Origin of the sequence: Blastococcus sp. TML/C7B (genome assembly GCF_016612845.1) — a bacterium.
Taxonomy (GTDB): domain Bacteria; phylum Actinomycetota; class Actinomycetes; order Mycobacteriales; family Geodermatophilaceae; genus Blastococcus.
The window spans coordinates 203,324-220,626 of sequence record NZ_JAEOAA010000001.1; the positions used below are offsets into that span (position 1 = coordinate 203,324).

The following is a 17,303-nucleotide window of genomic DNA, read 5'->3' on the forward strand; positions in this document are numbered from 1 at the left end:
CGGCGACCCTACCGGTCGGGCGACCGCCAGTACCCGGCCATCAGCTCGTGCGACCAGGCGGGCTGCCGGACCTCGCCGCGCGGTCCGAACTCCGCCAGGTAGGGCTTCACGTCGAGCACCGGTGAGCCGTCGATGGCGTCCAGCGCGTGCACCGTCAGGGTCAGCCCGTCGACGCCGAGCAGCCGGCAGACGCTCACCCCGATACGGTTCGGCCGGCCCTTCGCGCGCTGGGCGAAGATGCCGACCTGCGGCCAGTCCGGGTTGCCCCGCGGGTGCCGGGCGCGGGTCTGCACCCCGGCGGGGTCGACCCGGTCGAACACGTAGACCACCTCGACGTGCGAGAACTCCGCCAGCCCGTCGAGGGCGTCGGGGGTGAAGCGGCCGGCGTCGAGGGTGACGGTGGCGGTGACCGAGTCCCAGTCGTCGTCCAGCCGCTCGGTCCGGGGTGAGCGCACGGTGCCGATCGGGGTCATCTCCACGGCGGCAGCCTGCCAGCCGCGGCGATCCGGAGGGCGGTCCCGCGCAGCCCGGGGAAGACTCGACCGCGACGGCACGACGGCGGGAGGACCGGTGGGGCTGTTCCGCGCGACCGATCCCGCGGCGCTGGCCGACACGCCGTTCAACTACGCCGAGGTGGGCGCGACCGCCGCTGCCCGGCTCCCATCCGGGTACCGCACGGCCACGTACGCCACTGTCGTCGGCTCGGGCCGGGCGGACCTCGAGCGGGCGTCGGCCGCCGTCCTCGACTGGCGGGCGCAGCGCAGCGTCGGGTTCCGCGTGCGCGCCAGCGGCCCGGCCGGGACGCCGGGCACGGTGGTCGTGCTGACCGCCGGGCTGCCGCGGCTGGGTTACGAGCTGCCGTGCCGGGTGGTCTGGGCCGCGACGGACGGTGACGAGCGCGGGTTCTCCTACGGCACGCTGGCCGGCCACCCGGAGAGCGGCGAGGAGCGGTTCACCGTGCGCCTGCTGCCCGGCGGCGAGGTGGAGTTCGAGATCCGGGTGTTCTTCCGGCTGGCCACGCGCGCCGCCCGGCTGGCCGGCCCGCTGAGCCTGGGCCTGCAGCGGCTGGGCACGCAGCGCTACCTGTCGGCGATCCGCCGGGCCGCGCGCGGCTGACGGCCCGGCGGATCGCAGGCCGCCCCGGTCGGGCGGCTACTCGCCGCTGCGGACGTCCTCCCGCTCGCGCTCGATCAGCTCCTTGCTGCGCACCAGCCGCAGCGCGGTGACCACGAGCAGCCCGCCGGCCATGTTGAGCAGCGTGACGTACCAGAACCACGCAAGCCAGTCCCCGTAGCCGAACGGGCCGCCGGCGTGGATGCCGGCGAAGACGATCAGCGAGTCGAGGATCGAGTGGAAGAGCACCAGCCCGGCGAGCACGAAGGCCCCGGCGACGGCGGCGACGATCTTGCCGCCCTCGGACTCCGCGCCCTGCTGCATGCGGGTCATCAGCGTGATCGTGCTGCCGGCGAGGAAGGCCAGGCACACCGACTGCAGGTCCAGCGGCGCGTCGACGAAGGTGGTGGCGGACTCGATCGCCGTCGTCCCGAGCTCGGGGAGGGCGTGGACGGCGATCCACATGACCACCCACCCGCCGACCAGGTTGGCCACGAGCGTGCCGGCCCAGAGCTTGGCCAGCTGGCCGGGGCCCGCCCGCCCCGCGACGACGGCGGTGACCGGCACCAGGAAGCCCTCGGTGAACAGCTCGCTCCTGGCCAGCAGCAGCGCGATGAAGCCGACGGAGAAGGCGATCCCGGCGAGCAGGTGGCTGCCGGTCTCGGCGTAGACCGCCAGCAGGGCGAGCACGCCGACGCCGACCTCCAGGCCGCCGGCGAGGCCCGTGGTGAGCACCTCGCGCCAGGTCCGGTGCAGCCGCTGCGCCCCCTGGCTGACGATCCGGTCGAACGCCAGGGCGACCTCGTCCTCCTGCGGGGCGTCGGTCTCTCCGAGCTCGCTGCGTGCGTCGTCGCCGGCCACGGGTCCTCGTCTCTCCGCCGGGCACGGGAGGAGCCGCGGCGTCAGCGCGCTACCCCTCCCCCGGATGCCCACACCCGCGCTCACCCCGTCGGGTCGCCCTCGGCGGCCGCGGGCAGCAGGATCGGCGGTCGTGGACCGCGACCTGCTCGAGTACGCCGTGGAGCTGGTCGAGGAGGCGGGCGGGCTGGCCGCCCGGCGGTTCGCCGAGGCGACCCCGCGGGCCGGCCGCGACGGCGGCCCCATGCCGGTCGAGGTCGAGGTGGAGCAGCTGCTGCGCGCCCGCATCGCGGCGCGGTACCCGGACGACCCGGTGCTGGGGCACGCCGACCGCCCCGCACCCGGGACCACCGCGCGCCGGTGGGTGCTCGACCCGGTCAACGGCACGAGCCTGTTCGACCAGCGGGTGCCGACGTTCGACGTGCTGCTCGCCGTGGAGGACGCCGAGGGCCCGGCGGTGGCGGTCGCCGGCTACCCGATGAGCGACGAGCTGCTCTACGCCGGGCGCGGGCTCGGTTGCTGGCACGCACTCGCCGGCCGGCCGGTGCGGCAGGTGCACGTCAACGACCACGACCGGCTGCGCGGCGCCCTCGTGGAGATGCTCAACCCGCTGGCGTGGTCCGAGCAGCTGCTGGTCGCCCTGCACCGCGAGCTCTACCTGCAGCCGTGGACCAAGGGCGACGTGGACCTCGCGACCGGGCTGGCCGACGCGCTCGTCGTCGCCGGCCAGCCGCTGGGCTACGAGGACCTCGCCGTCCTCCCCCTGCTGATCGGGGAGGCCGGCGGGCGGGTCACCGACCTCTCCGGTCGCGACGTGCTCACCGGCGACGGGACGGTGCTGGCCAGCAACGGCCGGCTGCACGACGCGCTGCTGGCGCTCGTCGCCGGCATCCCGCACGCGCGGGACTTCGCCGCGCTGCGGCGCGATCCGGTCGGCTGACCTGCGCCGACGCGACGAGCGGGTGTGCCGGAGCAAGCCCCGGGTACCGGCCGGGAGTTCGCCGCCCCGCTCAGCAAGGAGTCCCATGCCCCCCGCGCGCACGCCCGACCAGTCCGCCCCGCGGACCGTCAGCCCGACCGGGGTCGGCTACGCCGGCCCGAAGGACGGCCGCGACCCCCGGGGTCAGGCCGGCGACAAGCTGACCACCCCGAACGGCGTCCGCCTGCCCGACACCGACCACTCGCTCAAGGCGGGCCCGCGCGGCCCGGTCCTCCTCGAGGACTTCCACCTGCGCGAGAAGATCATGCACTTCGACCACGAGCGCATCCCGGAGCGCGTGGTGCACGCCCGCGGGGCCGGCGCGCACGGCGTCTTCACGGCCAACGGCGCGGGCGCCTCGGTGACCCGGGCCGCTGTCCTGGCCGAGAAGGGCCTGGAGACGCCGGTGTTCGTGCGGTTCTCGACGGTGCTGGGCTCGCGCGGCTCGGCCGACACCGTGCGCGACACCCGCGGGTTCGCGACGAAGTTCTACACGAAGGAGGGGACCTGGGACCTGGTCGGCAACAACATGCCGGTCTTCTTCATCCAGGACGCGATCAAGTTCCCGGACATCATCCACGCGGGCAAGCCGCACCCCGACCGCGAGATCCCCCAGGCGCAGTCGGCGCACGACACCTTCTGGGACTTCGTCACCCTCCACACCGAGGCCACCCACCACACGATCTGGAACATGAGCGACCGGGGCATCCCCCGCAGCTACCGGACGATGGAGGGCTTCGGCGTCCACACCTTCCGGCTGGTGAACGAGAAGCGGGAGACCGTCCTCGTGAAGTTCCACTGGAAGCCCAAGCTGGGCGTGCACTCCCTCACCTGGGAGGAGGCGCAGATCGCCGCGGGCGTCGACCCCGACTTCCACCGCCGGGACCTGTACGACGCGATCGAGGCCGGCGCCTTCCCGGAGTGGGAGCTGGGCATCCAGGTCTTCCCGGACACACCGGAGGAGACCTTCCAGGGCATCGACCTGCTCGACCCCACCAAGATCGTGCCGGAGGAGCTGGCGCCGGTGCAGCCGATCGGCACGCTGGTGCTGAACGCCAACCCGACGAACTTCTTCGCCGAGACCGAGCAGGTGGCCTTCCACACCGGGCACCTCGTGCCGGGCATCGAGGGCACCAACGACCCCCTGCTCCAGGGCCGCAACTTCTCCTACCTGGACACCCAGCTCACCCGGCTGGCCGGGCCGAACTTCACCCAGATCCCGGTCAACCGGCCGCACGCCCCGGTGAACGACAACACCCGGGACGGCTTCCACCAGCAGGCGGTGCACACCGGGCAGGCGCCGTACACGCCCAACAGCGTCGACGCCGGCGTCCCGTTCCCGTCGGACTGGTCCGAGGGCGGCTACGTGCAGGTGCCGCGGCACGTCGAGGGCGAGGTGGGCCGCACGGCTCCGGCGTCGTTCGACGACCACTTCTCGCAGCCGGCGCTGTTCTACAAGAGCCTGACCAGCGTCGAGCAGCAGCACGTGATCGACGCGTACACCTTCGAGCTCGGCAAGTGCTACGAGCAGCCGATCAAGGAGCGCGCCCTGACCGTGCTGGCACGCATCGACGCGGACCTCTGCGCGCAGGTCGCGGGGGGCCTCGGCCTGCCGGTGCCGAAGAAGATCAAGGCCGAGAAGGCGCGGTCGGAGTCCCCGGCCCTGCGCCAGATCAAGCCCACCCCGTTCCCGATCGCGGGTCGGATCGTCGGCGTCGTGGCCGGCCCCGGCGCCGACCTCGAGGGCATCGCCACGCTGCGCAAGGCCCTCGAGGCCGAGGGCGCGCTGCTGCGGGTCATCGCGCCGCACGGCGGGCAGCTGGTGAAGGGCAAGACCGTCGAGATCGTCGAGCGCACCTTCGCCACCGGCCGCTCGATCGAGTTCGACGCGATCGTCGTCGCCGACGGCGCACCGAAGGACGGCGACTTCCGCGCGCTGGTCATGCTGCAGGAGGCGTTCCGCCACCTCAAGGCCGTCGGCGCGTGGGGCGACGGCGTCGAGGTGCTGAAGACCGCCGGCATCGACCCGACCGCGCCCGGCGTGCTCACCGGGAAGAAGGCCAACGCCAAGCTGGCCGCCGCCACCGTCGCGGCGCTCGGCCTGCACCGCGCCTGGGACCGCACCCCGCTGGTGCGCGCCTCGGTGGTGCCGCCGACGGTCTGATCATCCAGCGGTGACGGGGGCGGGACGGCAGCAGCCGTCCCGCCCCTGGTCGTTCCTGCGGTCGGCTCAGCGCAGGAAGGGCAGCCGCTTCACCAGCTTCAGCGACGCCGTCATCGTGGCCGCGTACTTCTCCAGGGGCAGACCCGGGACCGGCCCGATGGCCCGGCCGCGCTGGACCGCGACGGTCTGGGCCTCGGTGTACTTGAGGATGCCCTCGCGCCCGTGCCGGCGGCCGACCCCGGAGTCCTTGATCCCGCCCATGGGTGCGTCGATCGACGCCCAGGCGGCGGCATAGCCCTCGTTGACGTTCACCGTGCCGGCCTGGATGCGGGTGGCGACCTCCGCGCCGTGCCGCGGGGTCGACCAGACGCTGGCGTTCAGCCCGTACGCGGTGTCGTTGGCCCGGCGCACCGCCTCCTCGGCGTCGGCCACGCGGGTGACCGCGACGACCGGCCCGAACGTCTCCGCTCGCGCCAGCTCCATCTCCTCGGTCACGCCCTCGAGCACGGTCGGCTCGTAGAACAGCGGGCCGAGATCCGGCCGCGGCTTCCCGCCCGGCGAGCACGCGCGCGCCCTTCGCGACCGCGTCGTCCACGTGCCGGGTGACGACGTCGAGCTGCTTGCGGCTGATCAGCGATCCCATGTCGGCCTCCCAGTCCAGGCCGGCGCCCAGCCGCATCGCCCCCACCCGCGCGGCGAACGCGGCGACGAAGCGGTCGTAGACGCCGTCCTCCACGTAGAGCCGCTCGATGCTGATGCACAGCTGCCCGGAGTTGGAGAAGCACGCCCGGATCGCACCCTCGACCGCCTTGTCCACGTCGGCGTCGGCCAGCACGATCATGGGGTTCTTCCCGCCGAGCTCGGCGGAGAAGCCGATCAGCCGGCGCCCGCACTGCTCCGCGATGATCCGCCCGGTCGCGGTGGACCCGGTGAACATGAGGTACTCGACGCCCTCGATCAGCGGCGCCCCGAGGTCCGCGCCGACGCCGGTGACCACCTGGAACAGGTCGCGCGGCAACCCGGCCTCGAACAGCAGCTCCACCGCGATCAGCGCCGTGAACGGCGTCTGGGCGTCGGGCTTGAGCACGATGCCGTTGCCGGCGAGCAGCGCGGGGATCGCGTCGGAGACCGCGAGGGTGAACGGGTAGTTCCAGGGTGCGATGACGCCCACCAGACCCTTGGGGTGGTGGTGCTCGACGGTGCGGGTCAGCAGCGGCAGGGCGCCCCGCCGCCGCGCCGGCCTCAGGTGCCGCGCCGCGGCGTGGGCGTAGTAGCGCGCGGTCAGCGCGACATCGGCCAGCTCCTCGAAGGCGCTGACGCGGTTCTTGCCGGTCTCGACCTGGACGATGTCGAGCACCTGGTCCTGCCGCTCGAGGACCAGGTCGTGGTAGCGCAGCATCACCGCCCGCCGCTCCGCCAGCGGGCGGGCGGCCCACTCCGCCTGCGCCGCCCGCGCCCGGCGCTGCGCCTCGGCGACGTCCTCGGCGGTGCAGACGGGCACCTCGCCGATCAGCGCCCCGTCGAACGGCGCGGCGGAGGCCTGCCGGGGCCGGCCGGGCGCCGCGGTGACCAGGGCGGCGAGCCGGGTGACCAGCGCCGGGTCCAGGGGCCGCGGTGCGGACACGTCCGTCGGGGTGCGTTCGGCGGTGGTCATGCGACCTTCCTACCCTGCGGCCGCCACGGCGCCTGCGGTCGTGACGCTCAGGCCGGTCCACCGCTGGGGCCGAAGCGCTCCACCCGGATGGTCGACGGCGGCCGCCCCGAGGCCACGAGCAGCTGGGTGGCCGCCTCCGCGAACCGCGTCGACCCGCACACGTAGGTGGTCTGGTCCGGTTCCCACAGCGGCAGCAGCTCGTCGGCCCGCAGCCGGCCCGGCGGCCGGATCCCGTGCTGCTCGCGGCTGAGGACGACGAGCGCCCCGGCCGCCACCAGCTCGTCGGCGTAGGGCAGCTGCGCCAGCGTCCGGGCCGAGACCGCGATGCGGAGCAGGTCCTCCCGGCCGATGGCGCGGGCGTGCCGCAGCATCGACACGAAGGGGACGACGCCCGCTCCCCCGGCGACCAGCAGCGCGGGGGTCGCGCCGTCCCACACGAACCAGCCGCCGATCGGCCCGCGCACCTCCAGCTCGTCACCCGGCTCGACGACGTCGGCCAGGTAGGTCGACACCTCGCCGTCGTCGAGCCGCTCGACGAACAGCTCCACCAGCGGGTCCCCGGGCGCGGAGGCGACGGAGTAGGAGCGCTGGGCGGTGTAGCCGTCCTCGGCGGTCAGCCGGACGACGTAGTGCTGGCCGGGCAGGTGGTCGACCCGGTCGTGGACGTCGAGGCGCAGCTGCACCGAGCGCTGGATCGGCCGCCGCACCCCCGACACCGTCGCCGTCCGCCAGCCGCCGGCCGGTGCCCTCGCGACGCCTGCCCCGAGCAGGCCGTCGTCCTCAGTCACCCTGGTACCGCTGCTGGCGCCACGGGTCGCCGAGGTCGTGGTAGCCGTTCTGCTCCCAGAAGCCGGGCTGGTCGCGCTGGAGCAGCGACAGCCTGCTGATCCACTTGGCGCTCTTCCAGAAGTACAGGTGCGGCACGAGCAGCCGGACCGGCCCGCCGTGCTCGATCGGCAGCGGCCCGCCCTCGTACTCCCACACGATCCACGCCTGCCCGCCGGTGACGTGCTCGAGCGGCAGGTTGGTCGTGTAGCCGGTCTTCGACGTCGCCATGACGAAGTGCGCGTCGGCGGTGGGGCGGGCGGCCTCGAGCAGCGTGTCGACGCTGACACCGGCGAACCAGGTGCCGAACTTCGACCAGGTGGTCACGCAGTGGATGTCGCCGCGGTACTCCGACCGGGGCAGCGCGTGCGCCTCGTCCCAGGTCCAGGTCGTCGGCTGCTCCACCGCGCCGTCGACGGTGATCGACCAGTTCTCGGGAGCGATCCGCGGTGTGGGTTCCGCGGTGAGCACCGGCCAGTCCGAGCCGGCGTCGTACTGGCCGGGCGGCAGGCGGGGGTCGCGGTCGCGACGGCGGCCCAGGAAGCCGCGGGTGGGTCCAGGCATGCCGCCACTCTCCCCCATCGGGCCGACGCCCGACCTGACAGCGAACCTCCCCCGAGCCGGTTAGGCAACCCTTACGAGAGCTGTGTCACCGCGCGTTGACGTGGTGGCCGGACCGGGAACGTCCTAGTTTGGGCGCCGTGGTGACGGTGACGGACTCGACTCAGCGCAGGACACCCAAGGCGGCGAAGACCACCTCGGTCTTCAAGAAGGCCGTGATGGCGGTCAGCGGCATCATCCTCGTGCTCTACCTGATCGCGCACATGATCGGGAACCTCAAGGCGTTCTCGGGCGAAGAGGACTTCAACCACTACTCCGAGTGGCTGCGCACGATCGGCAACCCGGCCCTGCCGGGCGCGACCGCGCTGTGGATCATCCGGCTCGTCCTGCTGGCCGCCGTGTTCGCCCACATGTGGGCCGCGATCTCGCTGTGGCGGCAGGCCAAGCGGGCCCGCCCCCAGGGCTACGTCACGAAGAAGGCCGTCGCCCAGTCCTACGCCTCCCGCACCATGCGCTGGGGCGGGGTGATCATCGCCGCCTTCGTCATCTGGCACCTGCTCGACCTCACCTGGGGCACGGTGAACAGCGCGGGCGACTCCGGGCCCTACGACAAGCTGGTCGCCAGCTTCTCCAACCCCGTGTCCACCGCCTTCTACGCGATCGCGGTGATCCTAGTCGGCATGCACCTGCGGCACGGCATCTGGAGCGCCACCCAGACCCTCGGGCAGAGCAACCGCCGCCGCGAGGTCACGGTGAACTGGGCGGCCACCGGCATCGCGACGGTGCTCACGCTCGGCTTCCTGCTCGTGCCCTTCTCCGTCCTCTTCGGTCTGATCGACTAAGGATTCCCCCGTGCCTCTCGACCTCTTCACCGAAGGCGACCCGATCGCCGACACCAAGGCGCCGACGGACGTCGCGCTCCCCCAGCGCTGGAACGAGCGCAAGTTCCGCGGCAAGCTGGTCAACCCGGCCAACCGCCGGAAGATGACGGTCATCGTCGTCGGCACGGGCCTGGCCGGCGGTGCCGCCGCCGCGACGCTCGGCGAGGCCGGCTACAACGTCAAGTCCTTCTGGTACCAGGACAGCCCGCGCCGCGCGCACAGCGTCGCCGCGCAGGGCGGCATCAACGCCGCCAAGAACTACCGCAACGACGGCGACAGCGTGCACCGGTCGTTCTACGACACGGTGAAGGGCGGCGACTTCCGCTCGCGCGAGAGCAACTCGTACCGGCTGGCCGAGGTGAGCGTCAACATCATCGACCAGGCGGTCGCCCAGGGCGTGCCCTTCGCCCGCGAGTACGGCGGCCTGCTCGACAACCGCTCCTTCGGTGGCGCGCAGGTCTCGCGCACCTTCTACGCCCGCGGCCAGACGGGCCAGCAGCTGCTCTACGGCGCCTACCAGGCCCTCGAGCGGCAGATCGCGGCCGGCACGGTCGAGCAGAACGCGCGCACCGAGATGCTGGACCTGATCGTCGTCGACGGCCGCGCCCGCGGCATCGTCGCCCGCGACCTGGTCACCGGCGAGATCACCTCGCACTTCGCCGACGCCGTCGTCCTCGCCACCGGCGGGTACAGCAACGTCTTCTACCTGTCCACGAACGCCATGGGCTCCAACACCACGGCGATCTGGCGGGCGCACAAGCGGGGTGCCTACTTCGCCAACCCCTGCTACACCCAGATCCACCCGACCTGCATCCCGGTCAAGGGCGACTACCAGTCGAAGCTGACCCTGATGTCGGAGTCGCTGCGCAACGACGGCCGCGTCTGGGTGCCCAAGGAGCGCGGCGACACCCGCGACCCGCGGGACATCCCCGAGGCCGAGCGCGACTACTACCTCGAGCGGATCTACCCGGCGTTCGGCAACCTGGTGCCGCGCGACATCGCCTCGCGCCAGGCCAAGAACGTCTGCGACGAGGGTCGCGGCGTGGGCCCGGGTGGGCTCGGCGTCTACCTCGACTTCGCCGACGCCATGAAGCGCCTGGGCCGCCCGGCGATCGAGGCCAAGTACGGCAACCTCTTCGACATGTACGCCCAGATCACCGGCGAGAACCCGTACGAGACGCCGATGCGGGTCTACCCGGCCGTGCACTACACGATGGGCGGGCTGTGGGTCGACTACGACCTGCAGTCCTCGATCCCCGGGATGTTCGTGATCGGGGAGGCCAACTTCTCCGACCAGGGCGCCAACCGGCTGGGCGCCAGCGCGCTCATGCAGGGGCTCGCCGACGGCTACTTCGTGCTCCCGTCGACGATCAGCGACTACCTGGCCGCCGGCCCGTTCGAGAAGGTCGACGCGAACCACCCGGCCGCGGTCGAGGCGCTGCAGAACGTGCAGGAGCAGGTGCAGAAGCTGCTGTCCATCAACGGCACCCGCACCCCGTCGTCCTTCCACCGGGAGCTCGGCCAGCTGATGTGGGACCTGTGCGGCATGGAGCGCACGGACGAGGGCCTGCGCAAGGCCATCGACCGCATCCGGGAGATCCGCCAGGAGTTCTGGACCGACGTCAAGGTCTCCGGCGACTGGCACTCGTTCAACCAGACGCTGGAGATGGCCGGCCGGGTCGCCGACTTCATCGAGCTCGGTGAGCTCATGTGCGTCGACGCCCTGCACCGCGCCGAGAGCTGCGGCGGTCACTTCCGCGCCGAGAGCCAGACCCCCGAGGGGGAGGCGCTGCGCGACGACGAGAACTTCGCCTACGTCGCGGCGTGGGAGTGGACGCCGGAGGGCCAGCCCCCGGTGCTCCACAAGGAAGCCCTCGAGTACGAGTACGTCCACCTCGCCCAGCGGAGCTACAAGTGACCATCACCGACCAGGGCCAGCACTCGGCTCCCGCCGGCACGCAGGACAAGCGCGGCATGAACCTGACGCTGCGCGTCTGGCGTCAGCAGGGCCCCAGCGTCAAGGGCAAGATGGTGACCTACAAGGTCACCGACATCTCCCCTGACATGTCGTTCCTCGAGATGCTCGACGTCCTCAACGAGCAGCTGATCATGCAGGGCGACGACCCGGTCGCCTTCGACCACGACTGCCGCGAGGGCATCTGCGGCATGTGCGGTCTGATGATCAACGGCCAGGCGCACGGCCCGCAGCAGACCACCACCTGCCAGCTGCACATGCGCTCGTTCAAGGACGGCGACTCGATCGACGTCGAGCCGTGGCGCGCCTCGGCCTTCCCGGTCATCAAGGACCTCGCCGTCGACCGGCGGGCGTTCGACCGGATCATCCAGGCCGGCGGCTACATCAGCGTCCCGACCGGCACCGCCCCGGAGGCGCACGCCACCCCGGTGCCGAAGAAGGACGCCGACAACGCCTTCGACGCCGCGACCTGCATCGGCTGCGGCGCCTGCGTGGCCGCGTGCCCGAACGCCTCCTCGATGCTGTTCACCGCCGCCAAGGTCACCCACCTCGGCCTGCTCCCCCAGGGGCAGCCCGAGCGCGACGACCGCGTGGTCAACATGGTCGCCCAGCAGGACCGCGAGGGCTTCGGTGGCTGCACGAACATCGGCGAGTGCTCCGCGGCCTGCCCGAAGGGCATCTCGATGGAGACCATCTCCCGGCTGAACCACGACCTGCTCGGCGCCCTGCGCGCGGGGGCCCGCCCCAAGAGCTGATCGACCGGCACGAGCGAGAGGCCCCCTCCGAGTTCTCCGGAGGGGGCCTCGCGCGTGTGCGGCGCCGGGGTCAGGGGCGTCGCGGTCCGTGGGGTCAGCCGGCGTGCGCCACCGGGACCCGCTCCTCCAGCCAGGACCACAGCGCCTCGGGCGCCAGCGGCCGGCTCAGGTGGAAGCCCTGGACGACGTCGCAGCCCAGCGCGGCGAGGGCGTCGACGGTGTCCTGGTCCTCGGCGCCCTCGGCGACCAGCACCAGCCCGAGGGCGTGCGCCAGCTGCAGCGTCGAGGTCACGATCGACGCGGCGCGCGGGCTGCCGGTCATCGCCCCGACGAAGGTGCGGTCCAGCTTGAGCTCGGTGACCGGCAGGGCGGCGAGGTAGGCCAGGCTCGAGTAGCCGGTGCCGTAGTCGTCGATGGCCACGCCGACGCCGTCCTCGCGCAGCCGGCCCAGCACGCGGACGGCGCGCTCGCGGTCCTCCATGAGCAGGCTCTCGGTCACCTCGAGCACCAGCTGCCCGGCCGGCAGCCCGTAGCGGGCCAGCAGCCCCCGCACCTGGTCGGGGAAGACCTCGTCGACCAGGTTGGACGGGCTGACGTTGACCGCCACGGTGAGCGGGCGGCCGCGGTCGGCCCAGGCGCGGCACTGGGCCAGCGCCATCTCGATGACCCGGCTGGTCAGCGGGGCCATGAGGCCCGCGGACTCGGCGAGCTCGATGAAGGCGTCGGGCAGGAGCAGCCCGCGGGTGGGGTGCTGCCAGCGGACCAGCGCCTCCACGCCCTCGACCTCGCCGGTCCCGAGGGCGAGCTTGGGCTGGTAGTGCAGGACGAGCTCGTGCCGCTCGAGGGCGTTGCGCAGCTGGGCGACGTCCTCGAGCCGGTGCCGGCCCTCGCCGTCGCGCTCCTCGTCGTAGACCTCGACGCCGGTGCGGCCGGCCTTGGCGGCGTACATGGCGAGGTCGGCCAGCTGCAGCAGCTCGACGGCGCTGCGCGACTCGTCCGGGCCGATGGCGACGCCGACGCTGGCGTCCACGCTCAGGCCCATCCCGCTCAGGGAGAACGGCACCTGGAGACGCCCGCGCAGCCGCTCCCCCAGCAGCCGCGCGCGCTCGGCGTCCAGGTCCGAGGCGAGGACGACGAACTCGTCGCCGCCCAGCCGGGCCAGCACGTCGTCGGCACGCAGCTCGGACCGCAGCCGCGGCCCCACCTGGGCCAGCAGCGCGTCGCCGACGGCGTGCCCGAGGGAGTCGTTGATCTCCTTGAACCGGTCCAGGTCGAGCACCAGCACCGCGGTGCGGTGACCGGTGGCCAGCCGGCCGTCGGCGGCGGCGAGCGCCTCGAACACCGAGCGGCGGTTGGGCAGCCCGGTCAGCTCGTCGGTGCGCGCCTGGCGGCGGCTGTCGGCCAAGCGCCCGGACGTCGCGGAAGGTCAGCCCGGTGCGGGCCAGTGCGGCGAGGACGGCGAGCAGCGCGAAGGCGCCGGCCACCGGGTCGCCGGTCGCGAGGTAGCCGAGGAACAGCAGCGCGAGCGCGGCGAGCGCGCTCAGGCCCGGGATGAGCAGCGCGCCCCGCCCGTCCGAGCGCGGGGCGACCCGGCGCGGGGTGCGCTGGGTGGCCGCCAGGCCGCAGCAGATGAACGCCAGGCTCCAGCCCAGGTCCAGCGGACCGCCGACGGTGTAGGTGCCGTGGCTCAGCTGGTAGGCGTAGAGGGTGTCGGTCACGACGAAGAGCGCCAGCGCGGCGCTGATCCACCACCAGCCCGGCCCGGCACCGCGGCCGATGAGCACGAGTCCGCCGGCGATGAGGCTGAGCAGCAGCAGGTCTCCGACCGGGTAGAGCATCGCGACGGTGGTGCCGAGCGCACCGCCGTCCAGCGCCTGCAGCTGCGCGCCGATGCCGGCGGCCGCGGCGACCGCGGCGGCGGTGCAGGCGGTGACCGCGACGTCCAGCCACATGCTGGTCGTGAGCGTGCGGACCCGGCCCCGCAGGAGCAGCAGGAACGCGACGAAGGCCAGCGGGTAGAAGCCGAGGAAGGCGGCGTCGGACCACGACGGCCGCGGGACGACGTCGAGGTGCCGGTAGTGGAACTCGTAGGCGGCCGCACCGCCCAGGTAGCAGAGCACGGCGGCGGCCAGGCTCCACCAGGAGGCGCGGTCGGCCCGGGTGCCGGCACCGCGCACGACGAGCACGCAGACCAGGCCGGCGAGGAAGAAGATCTTGCCCTGGGCGGCCAGCAGGTCGGCGACGACGGTCACGCCCAGCGCCGCGGCGGTCAGCGCGACGACCCAGATCCCGACCAGGCCCATCGCCAGCAGGCGGACGACGCGCAGGGATCGTTCGTCATCCCTCGCCTCGCCGGTGAGGTCCTCCAGGACCACCGCTCGCTCCCGCCGCATGCCCCTCCATCGGCGCGGGGGCCGGAGGTCTGGAGCACGCGGGCCGGGCCCACCCGGCCGCGTCCCCCGACGGGGGGACGTCCCCCGAGCAGCGGGTTACCGTGCGCCCCGTGGTGAGCTGGGACGATGTGGCGCGGGCCTGCCTGGCGCTGCCCGCGACGACGGAGGCCGTCTCGGCGTCCGGCCGGAGGCGGTGGCTGGTGCGCGGGAAGACCTTCGTCCGGGAGCGCCCGCTGCACCGGAAGGACCTCGACGAGCTCGGGGCGTCCGCACCGGAGGGCCCGGTGCTGGTCGCCTACGTCCCCGACGAGGGGGCCAAGGCCGCGCTGCTGGCCGCGGAGCCCGACGTCTGGTTCACGACGGCTCACTTCGACGGCCTTCCGGCGCTGATGTGCCGGCTGGACGCCGTGGACGGGGAGGCCCTGACCGAGCTGGTGGCCGAGGCCTGGGCGAGCCGGGCACCGCGCGGGCTGCTCGCCGAGCACCCGCTCCCGGCGTCCTGATCGCTCAGCCGCGGGAGGGCACGATCCGGGCGATGACGTCGGCCGGCATCAGCCCGGCCTTGCCGAACCGCCGGGCGGCCTCGAGGAACTGCGGCGCGCACGTGCCGAGCTCGGCGAGCATCTCGCGGGCGGCGTCCTCGCGGCCGGCCAGGGCGGCGACGACCGCCCGCCACATCAGCTGGTCGGGTTCGGTGACCGGGTCCATCGGCCGCAGGAGCTCGAGCTCGCGGTCGGCGGTCACCGGGTCGCCGTCGATGGCGAGCTGGAAGGCGCGGACCACGTCCTGGTAGCGGGCGCGGGTGACCGCGAGGTCGTGCAGCGCGGCGATCGGGTCCGGCGAGTCGTCCACCCGCAGGTCCACCACGGTGTCGTGCCAGGGCCGGCCGGTGGTTGTCGCGCGGATGACCATGATCGCGGCGGACCGCCGGCCGCGGAAGTCGCCGCCGGCCTCCTCCCCCGCCTGCAGGGCGGTGAGCAGGCGCTGCGCGAGCGGCCCGCCGGAGCTCTCGAAGCGCTCGACCATCGCCTCCCACACCTGCGCGGAGGCGGCCATGTTGGCCAGCGCGACGCAGGTGTCGCCGACGAGGTGCCCGGCCGCGTCGACGCACTGCTCGCCCGTGTAGGCGGCGAGGTCGCCGTTGACGCCGAGGATGGCCAGCTGCCGGCGCTGCGGCTGCGGGTCCACGCTGCTCAGCGCGGTGAGCACCTCCTGCGCGGTGAACCCGCCCTGCAGCAGGTCGAGGCCGACCGAGCCGTACATCGGCTCGGCCATCGACTGGGTGGCGATGACCCCGTGGCCGGGCAGCGCGAACGGCACGCTGTTGCCGACGGCGAAGGCCTGGGACTGGGTGGCGACGCCCATCTCCCCGGTCTCGGGGTCGCGGGCGACGATCGAGTAGGTCACCGGCACGGGCTGCCCGCGGCGGCGGGCCGGGCAAACACCGGGCCGCCGGTCGGGGTCAGGCCATCGCCTGCGCGAGCAGCTCCACCGAGCGCAGCCGGCCCTCCACCGAGGAGGACTGGTGGGCGACGATCAGCTCGTCGGCGTCGGCCAGCTTGCGGAAGCCCTCGACCTGGTCGGCGAGCTGCCCGGGGCTGCCCATCGCGGTGTGCGTGAGCATCCCCTCGACGTGGTGCCCGGCGCCCTGGGCCAGCAGCTGGTCGGCCTGCTCGTCGGTGAGCGACTGCCCGCGGCCGAACAGCCCGATCGCCAGGTTCCGCTTGACCGCCTGCAGCTCCGCGCGGGCGGCGTCCTCGGTGTCGGCGGCGACGACGTTCAGCCCGGCGATGACGTACGGGGCGTCGAGCTGCTCGGAGGGCTTGAACTCGGCACGGTAGGCCGCGACGGCGGGCTCGAGCAGCTGCGGCGCGAAGTGCGAGGCGAAGGCGTAGGGCAACCCGAGGGCGGCGGCGAGGGTGGCGCCGAACATCGACGAGCCGAGGACGTACAGCGGCACGCGAGAGCCCTTGCCGGGGATGGCGTCGACGCCGGCGACGCGGGTCTCGCCGGCCAGGTAGGCCTGCAGCTCCAGCACGTCCTGCGGAAAGCGGTCGGCCGAGTTCGGGTTCCGGCGCAGCGCGTACATCGTGTTCTGGTCGCTGCCGGGCGCGCGACCCAGGCCCAGGTCGATGCGCCCGGGGTACATCGCGTCGAGGGTGCCGAACTGCTCGGCGATGGTCAGCGGCGAGTGGTTGGGCAGCATGACGCCGCCGGCGCCGAGCCGGATCGTCGTCGTGTGCGCGCCGACGTGCGCGATGAGCACGCTGGTGGCCGACGAGGCGATCCGCGGCATGTTGTGGTGCTCGGCGTACCAGACCCGCTCGTAGCCGTGCTCCTCCGCGCGCTGGGCGAGGGCGACGCTGGCGGCGATGCTCGTGCTCGCGGTCTCCCCGCGGTTGATCGGCGCCAGGTCGAGGATGGACAGCGGGATGCGCATGGGGAGGTGCCTTTCACGTCGGTTGCCCTGAGCAACCGCGGCGCCCCCCGCAGGCTTCCCGCCGTCGGCACCCCGCCCTCAGCGGCTCTGCAGCGCGTCCAGCGCCACCGCCATCGCCGCGGCCACCCGGAAGTCGATCCGGGGGTCGGGGACGGAGACGTCGTACCGGTCGCGGATCGCCTTCCGCCGCTCGCTCACCAGGACCGGCGCACCGGTGGCGGTGTCGACGAAGTCGAAGTGGAAGACGAAGGGCACCCACACGTCCCCGAGGTACGGGATGAGCTCCCAGACCCGGCGCAGGACGGCGAGGACCGGCCGGCGCTCGCGGCCGACCGCCTCGAGCCCGGGGACCCGGAGCTCCCAGGTGGAGCGCAGCAGGCTGGCGCCGAACACCTTGCGGAAGCTGCCGAGCACCGCGCCGTGCTCGTCGAGCACGTCGTGCTGGGCGTGCACGTCGAGGCGCTGGCGGGCCCGGAAGGAGAACAGCGGCCGGCTGCGCGACTCGTCGGCGTAGAAGACCACCTCCTCCTTGAGCTTCATCCGCTTCTGCTGCGCGAACGCCAGGAGCGGGCCCCTCACCGCCGTCGGGGGCGACGGCACGGACCTCGTACCGGTTCACCATCACCGTGATGCGCTGGTGGACGGTGAACCGGGGCACCACCTGCGCCGGGGTGGACGGGGGCTGGGTCACGGGTCGCTCCTCGC

At 73.4% G+C, this 17,303-nt stretch carries 16 protein-coding genes and 1 pseudogene; 8 read left to right on the plus strand and 9 right to left on the minus strand.

Features of this window, described 5'->3' with window-relative positions; genetic code table 11:
* Nucleotides 1-8: 8 nt before the first annotated feature.
* Entirely contained in the window at nt 9-473 is a 465-nt protein-coding gene (locus tag JKP76_RS01020) for an SAM-dependent methyltransferase (RefSeq protein WP_242471330.1), read from the minus strand.
* Between the two features lie 97 nt (nt 474-570).
* On the opposite strand from JKP76_RS01020, the gene JKP76_RS01025 reads away from it, so the two are divergent.
* The gene (locus JKP76_RS01025; protein ID WP_309229475.1) at nt 571-1,116 is read left to right on the plus strand and encodes a DUF1990 domain-containing protein; all 546 of its coding nucleotides are present in this window, start codon (nt 571-573) and stop codon (nt 1,114-1,116) included.
* Nucleotides 1,117-1,152: 36 nt separating this feature from the next.
* Here JKP76_RS01025 and JKP76_RS01030 read toward each other — a convergent pair whose 3' ends face one another.
* A complete protein-coding gene (locus tag JKP76_RS01030; RefSeq protein WP_200489203.1) occupies nt 1,153-1,974 on the minus strand; it encodes a formate/nitrite transporter family protein in 822 nt (273 codons plus the stop codon).
* 130 nt (nt 1,975-2,104) lie between these two features.
* On the opposite strand from JKP76_RS01030, the gene JKP76_RS01035 reads away from it, so the two are divergent.
* Together JKP76_RS01035 and JKP76_RS01040 are read left to right on the plus strand one after the other, a co-directional pair.
* Nucleotides 2,105-2,911: an inositol monophosphatase family protein gene (locus JKP76_RS01035; protein WP_200489204.1), complete on the plus strand. Its 807-nt coding sequence runs from the start codon at nt 2,105-2,107 to the stop codon at nt 2,909-2,911.
* Nucleotides 2,912-2,996: 85 nt separating this feature from the next.
* Nucleotides 2,997-5,114: a catalase gene (locus tag JKP76_RS01040; protein ID WP_200489205.1), complete on the plus strand. Its 2,118-nt coding sequence runs from the start codon at nt 2,997-2,999 to the stop codon at nt 5,112-5,114.
* A 66-nt stretch (nt 5,115-5,180) separates the two neighbouring features.
* On the opposite strand, the pseudogene JKP76_RS22860 reads toward JKP76_RS01040, so the two are convergent.
* The 3 genes and pseudogenes from JKP76_RS22860 to JKP76_RS01055 form a co-directional block, all read right to left on the minus strand.
* A pseudogene (locus JKP76_RS22860) lies at nt 5,181-6,768 on the minus strand (succinic semialdehyde dehydrogenase).
* A 47-nt stretch (nt 6,769-6,815) separates the two neighbouring features.
* Nucleotides 6,816-7,556, minus strand: coding sequence for an FAD-binding oxidoreductase (locus JKP76_RS01050; protein WP_309232789.1), 741 nt, complete (start codon nt 7,554-7,556; stop codon nt 6,816-6,818).
* On the minus strand, nt 7,549-8,157 hold the full coding sequence (locus JKP76_RS01055) for a molybdopterin-dependent oxidoreductase (protein ID WP_200489206.1): 609 nt from the start codon (nt 8,155-8,157) through the stop codon (nt 7,549-7,551). Before JKP76_RS01055 ends, JKP76_RS01050 begins: the two co-directional genes overlap by 8 nt.
* Nucleotides 8,158-8,303: 146 nt before the next feature.
* Here JKP76_RS01055 and JKP76_RS01060 point away from each other — a divergent pair, with 146 nt between their 5' ends.
* The 3 genes from JKP76_RS01060 to JKP76_RS01070 are packed head-to-tail and all read left to right on the plus strand — an operon-like array spanning nt 8,304 to nt 11,765.
* Complete coding sequence (locus JKP76_RS01060; RefSeq protein ID WP_309229473.1) at nt 8,304-8,996, plus strand: succinate dehydrogenase cytochrome b subunit; 693 nt, start codon at nt 8,304-8,306, stop codon at nt 8,994-8,996.
* Nucleotides 8,997-9,006: 10 nt separating this feature from the next.
* Nucleotides 9,007-10,953 (plus strand): fumarate reductase/succinate dehydrogenase flavoprotein subunit, encoded by a 1,947-nt coding sequence (locus JKP76_RS01065; protein WP_200489208.1) that lies wholly within the window; start codon nt 9,007-9,009, stop codon nt 10,951-10,953.
* Complete coding sequence (locus JKP76_RS01070; RefSeq protein ID WP_309229472.1) at nt 10,950-11,765, plus strand: succinate dehydrogenase/fumarate reductase iron-sulfur subunit; 816 nt, start codon at nt 10,950-10,952, stop codon at nt 11,763-11,765. The genes JKP76_RS01065 and JKP76_RS01070 overlap by 4 nt, the downstream gene beginning before the upstream one ends.
* A 94-nt stretch (nt 11,766-11,859) precedes the next feature.
* Here the strand turns inward: JKP76_RS01070 and JKP76_RS01075 are convergent, their stop codons facing one another.
* Entirely contained in the window at nt 11,860-13,170 is a 1,311-nt protein-coding gene (locus tag JKP76_RS01075) for a bifunctional diguanylate cyclase/phosphodiesterase (RefSeq protein WP_200489209.1), read from the minus strand.
* On the opposite strand from JKP76_RS01075, the gene JKP76_RS01080 reads away from it, so the two are divergent.
* Both JKP76_RS01080 and JKP76_RS01085 read left to right on the plus strand, forming a co-directional pair.
* Nucleotides 13,142-14,275, plus strand: a complete 1,134-nt coding sequence (locus JKP76_RS01080) for a hypothetical protein (protein WP_200489210.1) — start codon at nt 13,142-13,144, stop codon at nt 14,273-14,275. The two genes, JKP76_RS01075 and JKP76_RS01080, sit on opposite strands and share 29 nt — an antisense overlap.
* Nucleotides 14,272-14,661 (plus strand): MmcQ/YjbR family DNA-binding protein, encoded by a 390-nt coding sequence (locus JKP76_RS01085; protein ID WP_309229471.1) that lies wholly within the window; start codon nt 14,272-14,274, stop codon nt 14,659-14,661. Before JKP76_RS01080 ends, JKP76_RS01085 begins: the two co-directional genes overlap by 4 nt.
* 4 nt (nt 14,662-14,665) lie before the next feature.
* On the opposite strand, the gene JKP76_RS01090 is transcribed toward JKP76_RS01085, so the two are convergent.
* The 3 genes from JKP76_RS01090 to JKP76_RS01100 form a co-directional block, all read right to left on the minus strand.
* The gene (locus JKP76_RS01090; RefSeq protein WP_200489212.1) at nt 14,666-15,565 is read right to left on the minus strand and encodes a DUF1028 domain-containing protein; all 900 of its coding nucleotides are present in this window, start codon (nt 15,563-15,565) and stop codon (nt 14,666-14,668) included.
* Nucleotides 15,566-15,620: 55 nt separating this feature from the next.
* Nucleotides 15,621-16,598: an LLM class flavin-dependent oxidoreductase gene (locus tag JKP76_RS01095; protein ID WP_200489213.1), complete on the minus strand. Its 978-nt coding sequence runs from the start codon at nt 16,596-16,598 to the stop codon at nt 15,621-15,623.
* Between the two features lie 78 nt (nt 16,599-16,676).
* Nucleotides 16,677-17,177, minus strand: coding sequence for a hypothetical protein (locus tag JKP76_RS01100; RefSeq protein ID WP_242471138.1), 501 nt, complete (start codon nt 17,175-17,177; stop codon nt 16,677-16,679).
* Between the last annotated feature and the right edge of the window lie 126 nt (nt 17,178-17,303).

Bases quoted from the DNA above. Each gene is read 5' to 3' on its own strand.
- JKP76_RS01020 (WP_242471330.1), bottom strand. From the start codon at position 473: ATGACCCCGATCGGCACCGTGCGCTCACCCCGGACCGAGCGGCTGGAC.
- JKP76_RS01040 (WP_200489205.1), top strand. From the start codon at position 2,997: ATGCCCCCCGCGCGCACGCCCGACCAGTCCGCCCCGCGGACCGTCAGC.
- JKP76_RS01055 (WP_200489206.1), bottom strand. From the start codon at position 8,157: ATGCCTGGACCCACCCGCGGCTTCCTGGGCCGCCGTCGCGACCGCGAC.
- JKP76_RS01095 (WP_200489213.1), bottom strand. From the start codon at position 16,598: ATGCGCATCCCGCTGTCCATCCTCGACCTGGCGCCGATCAACCGCGGG.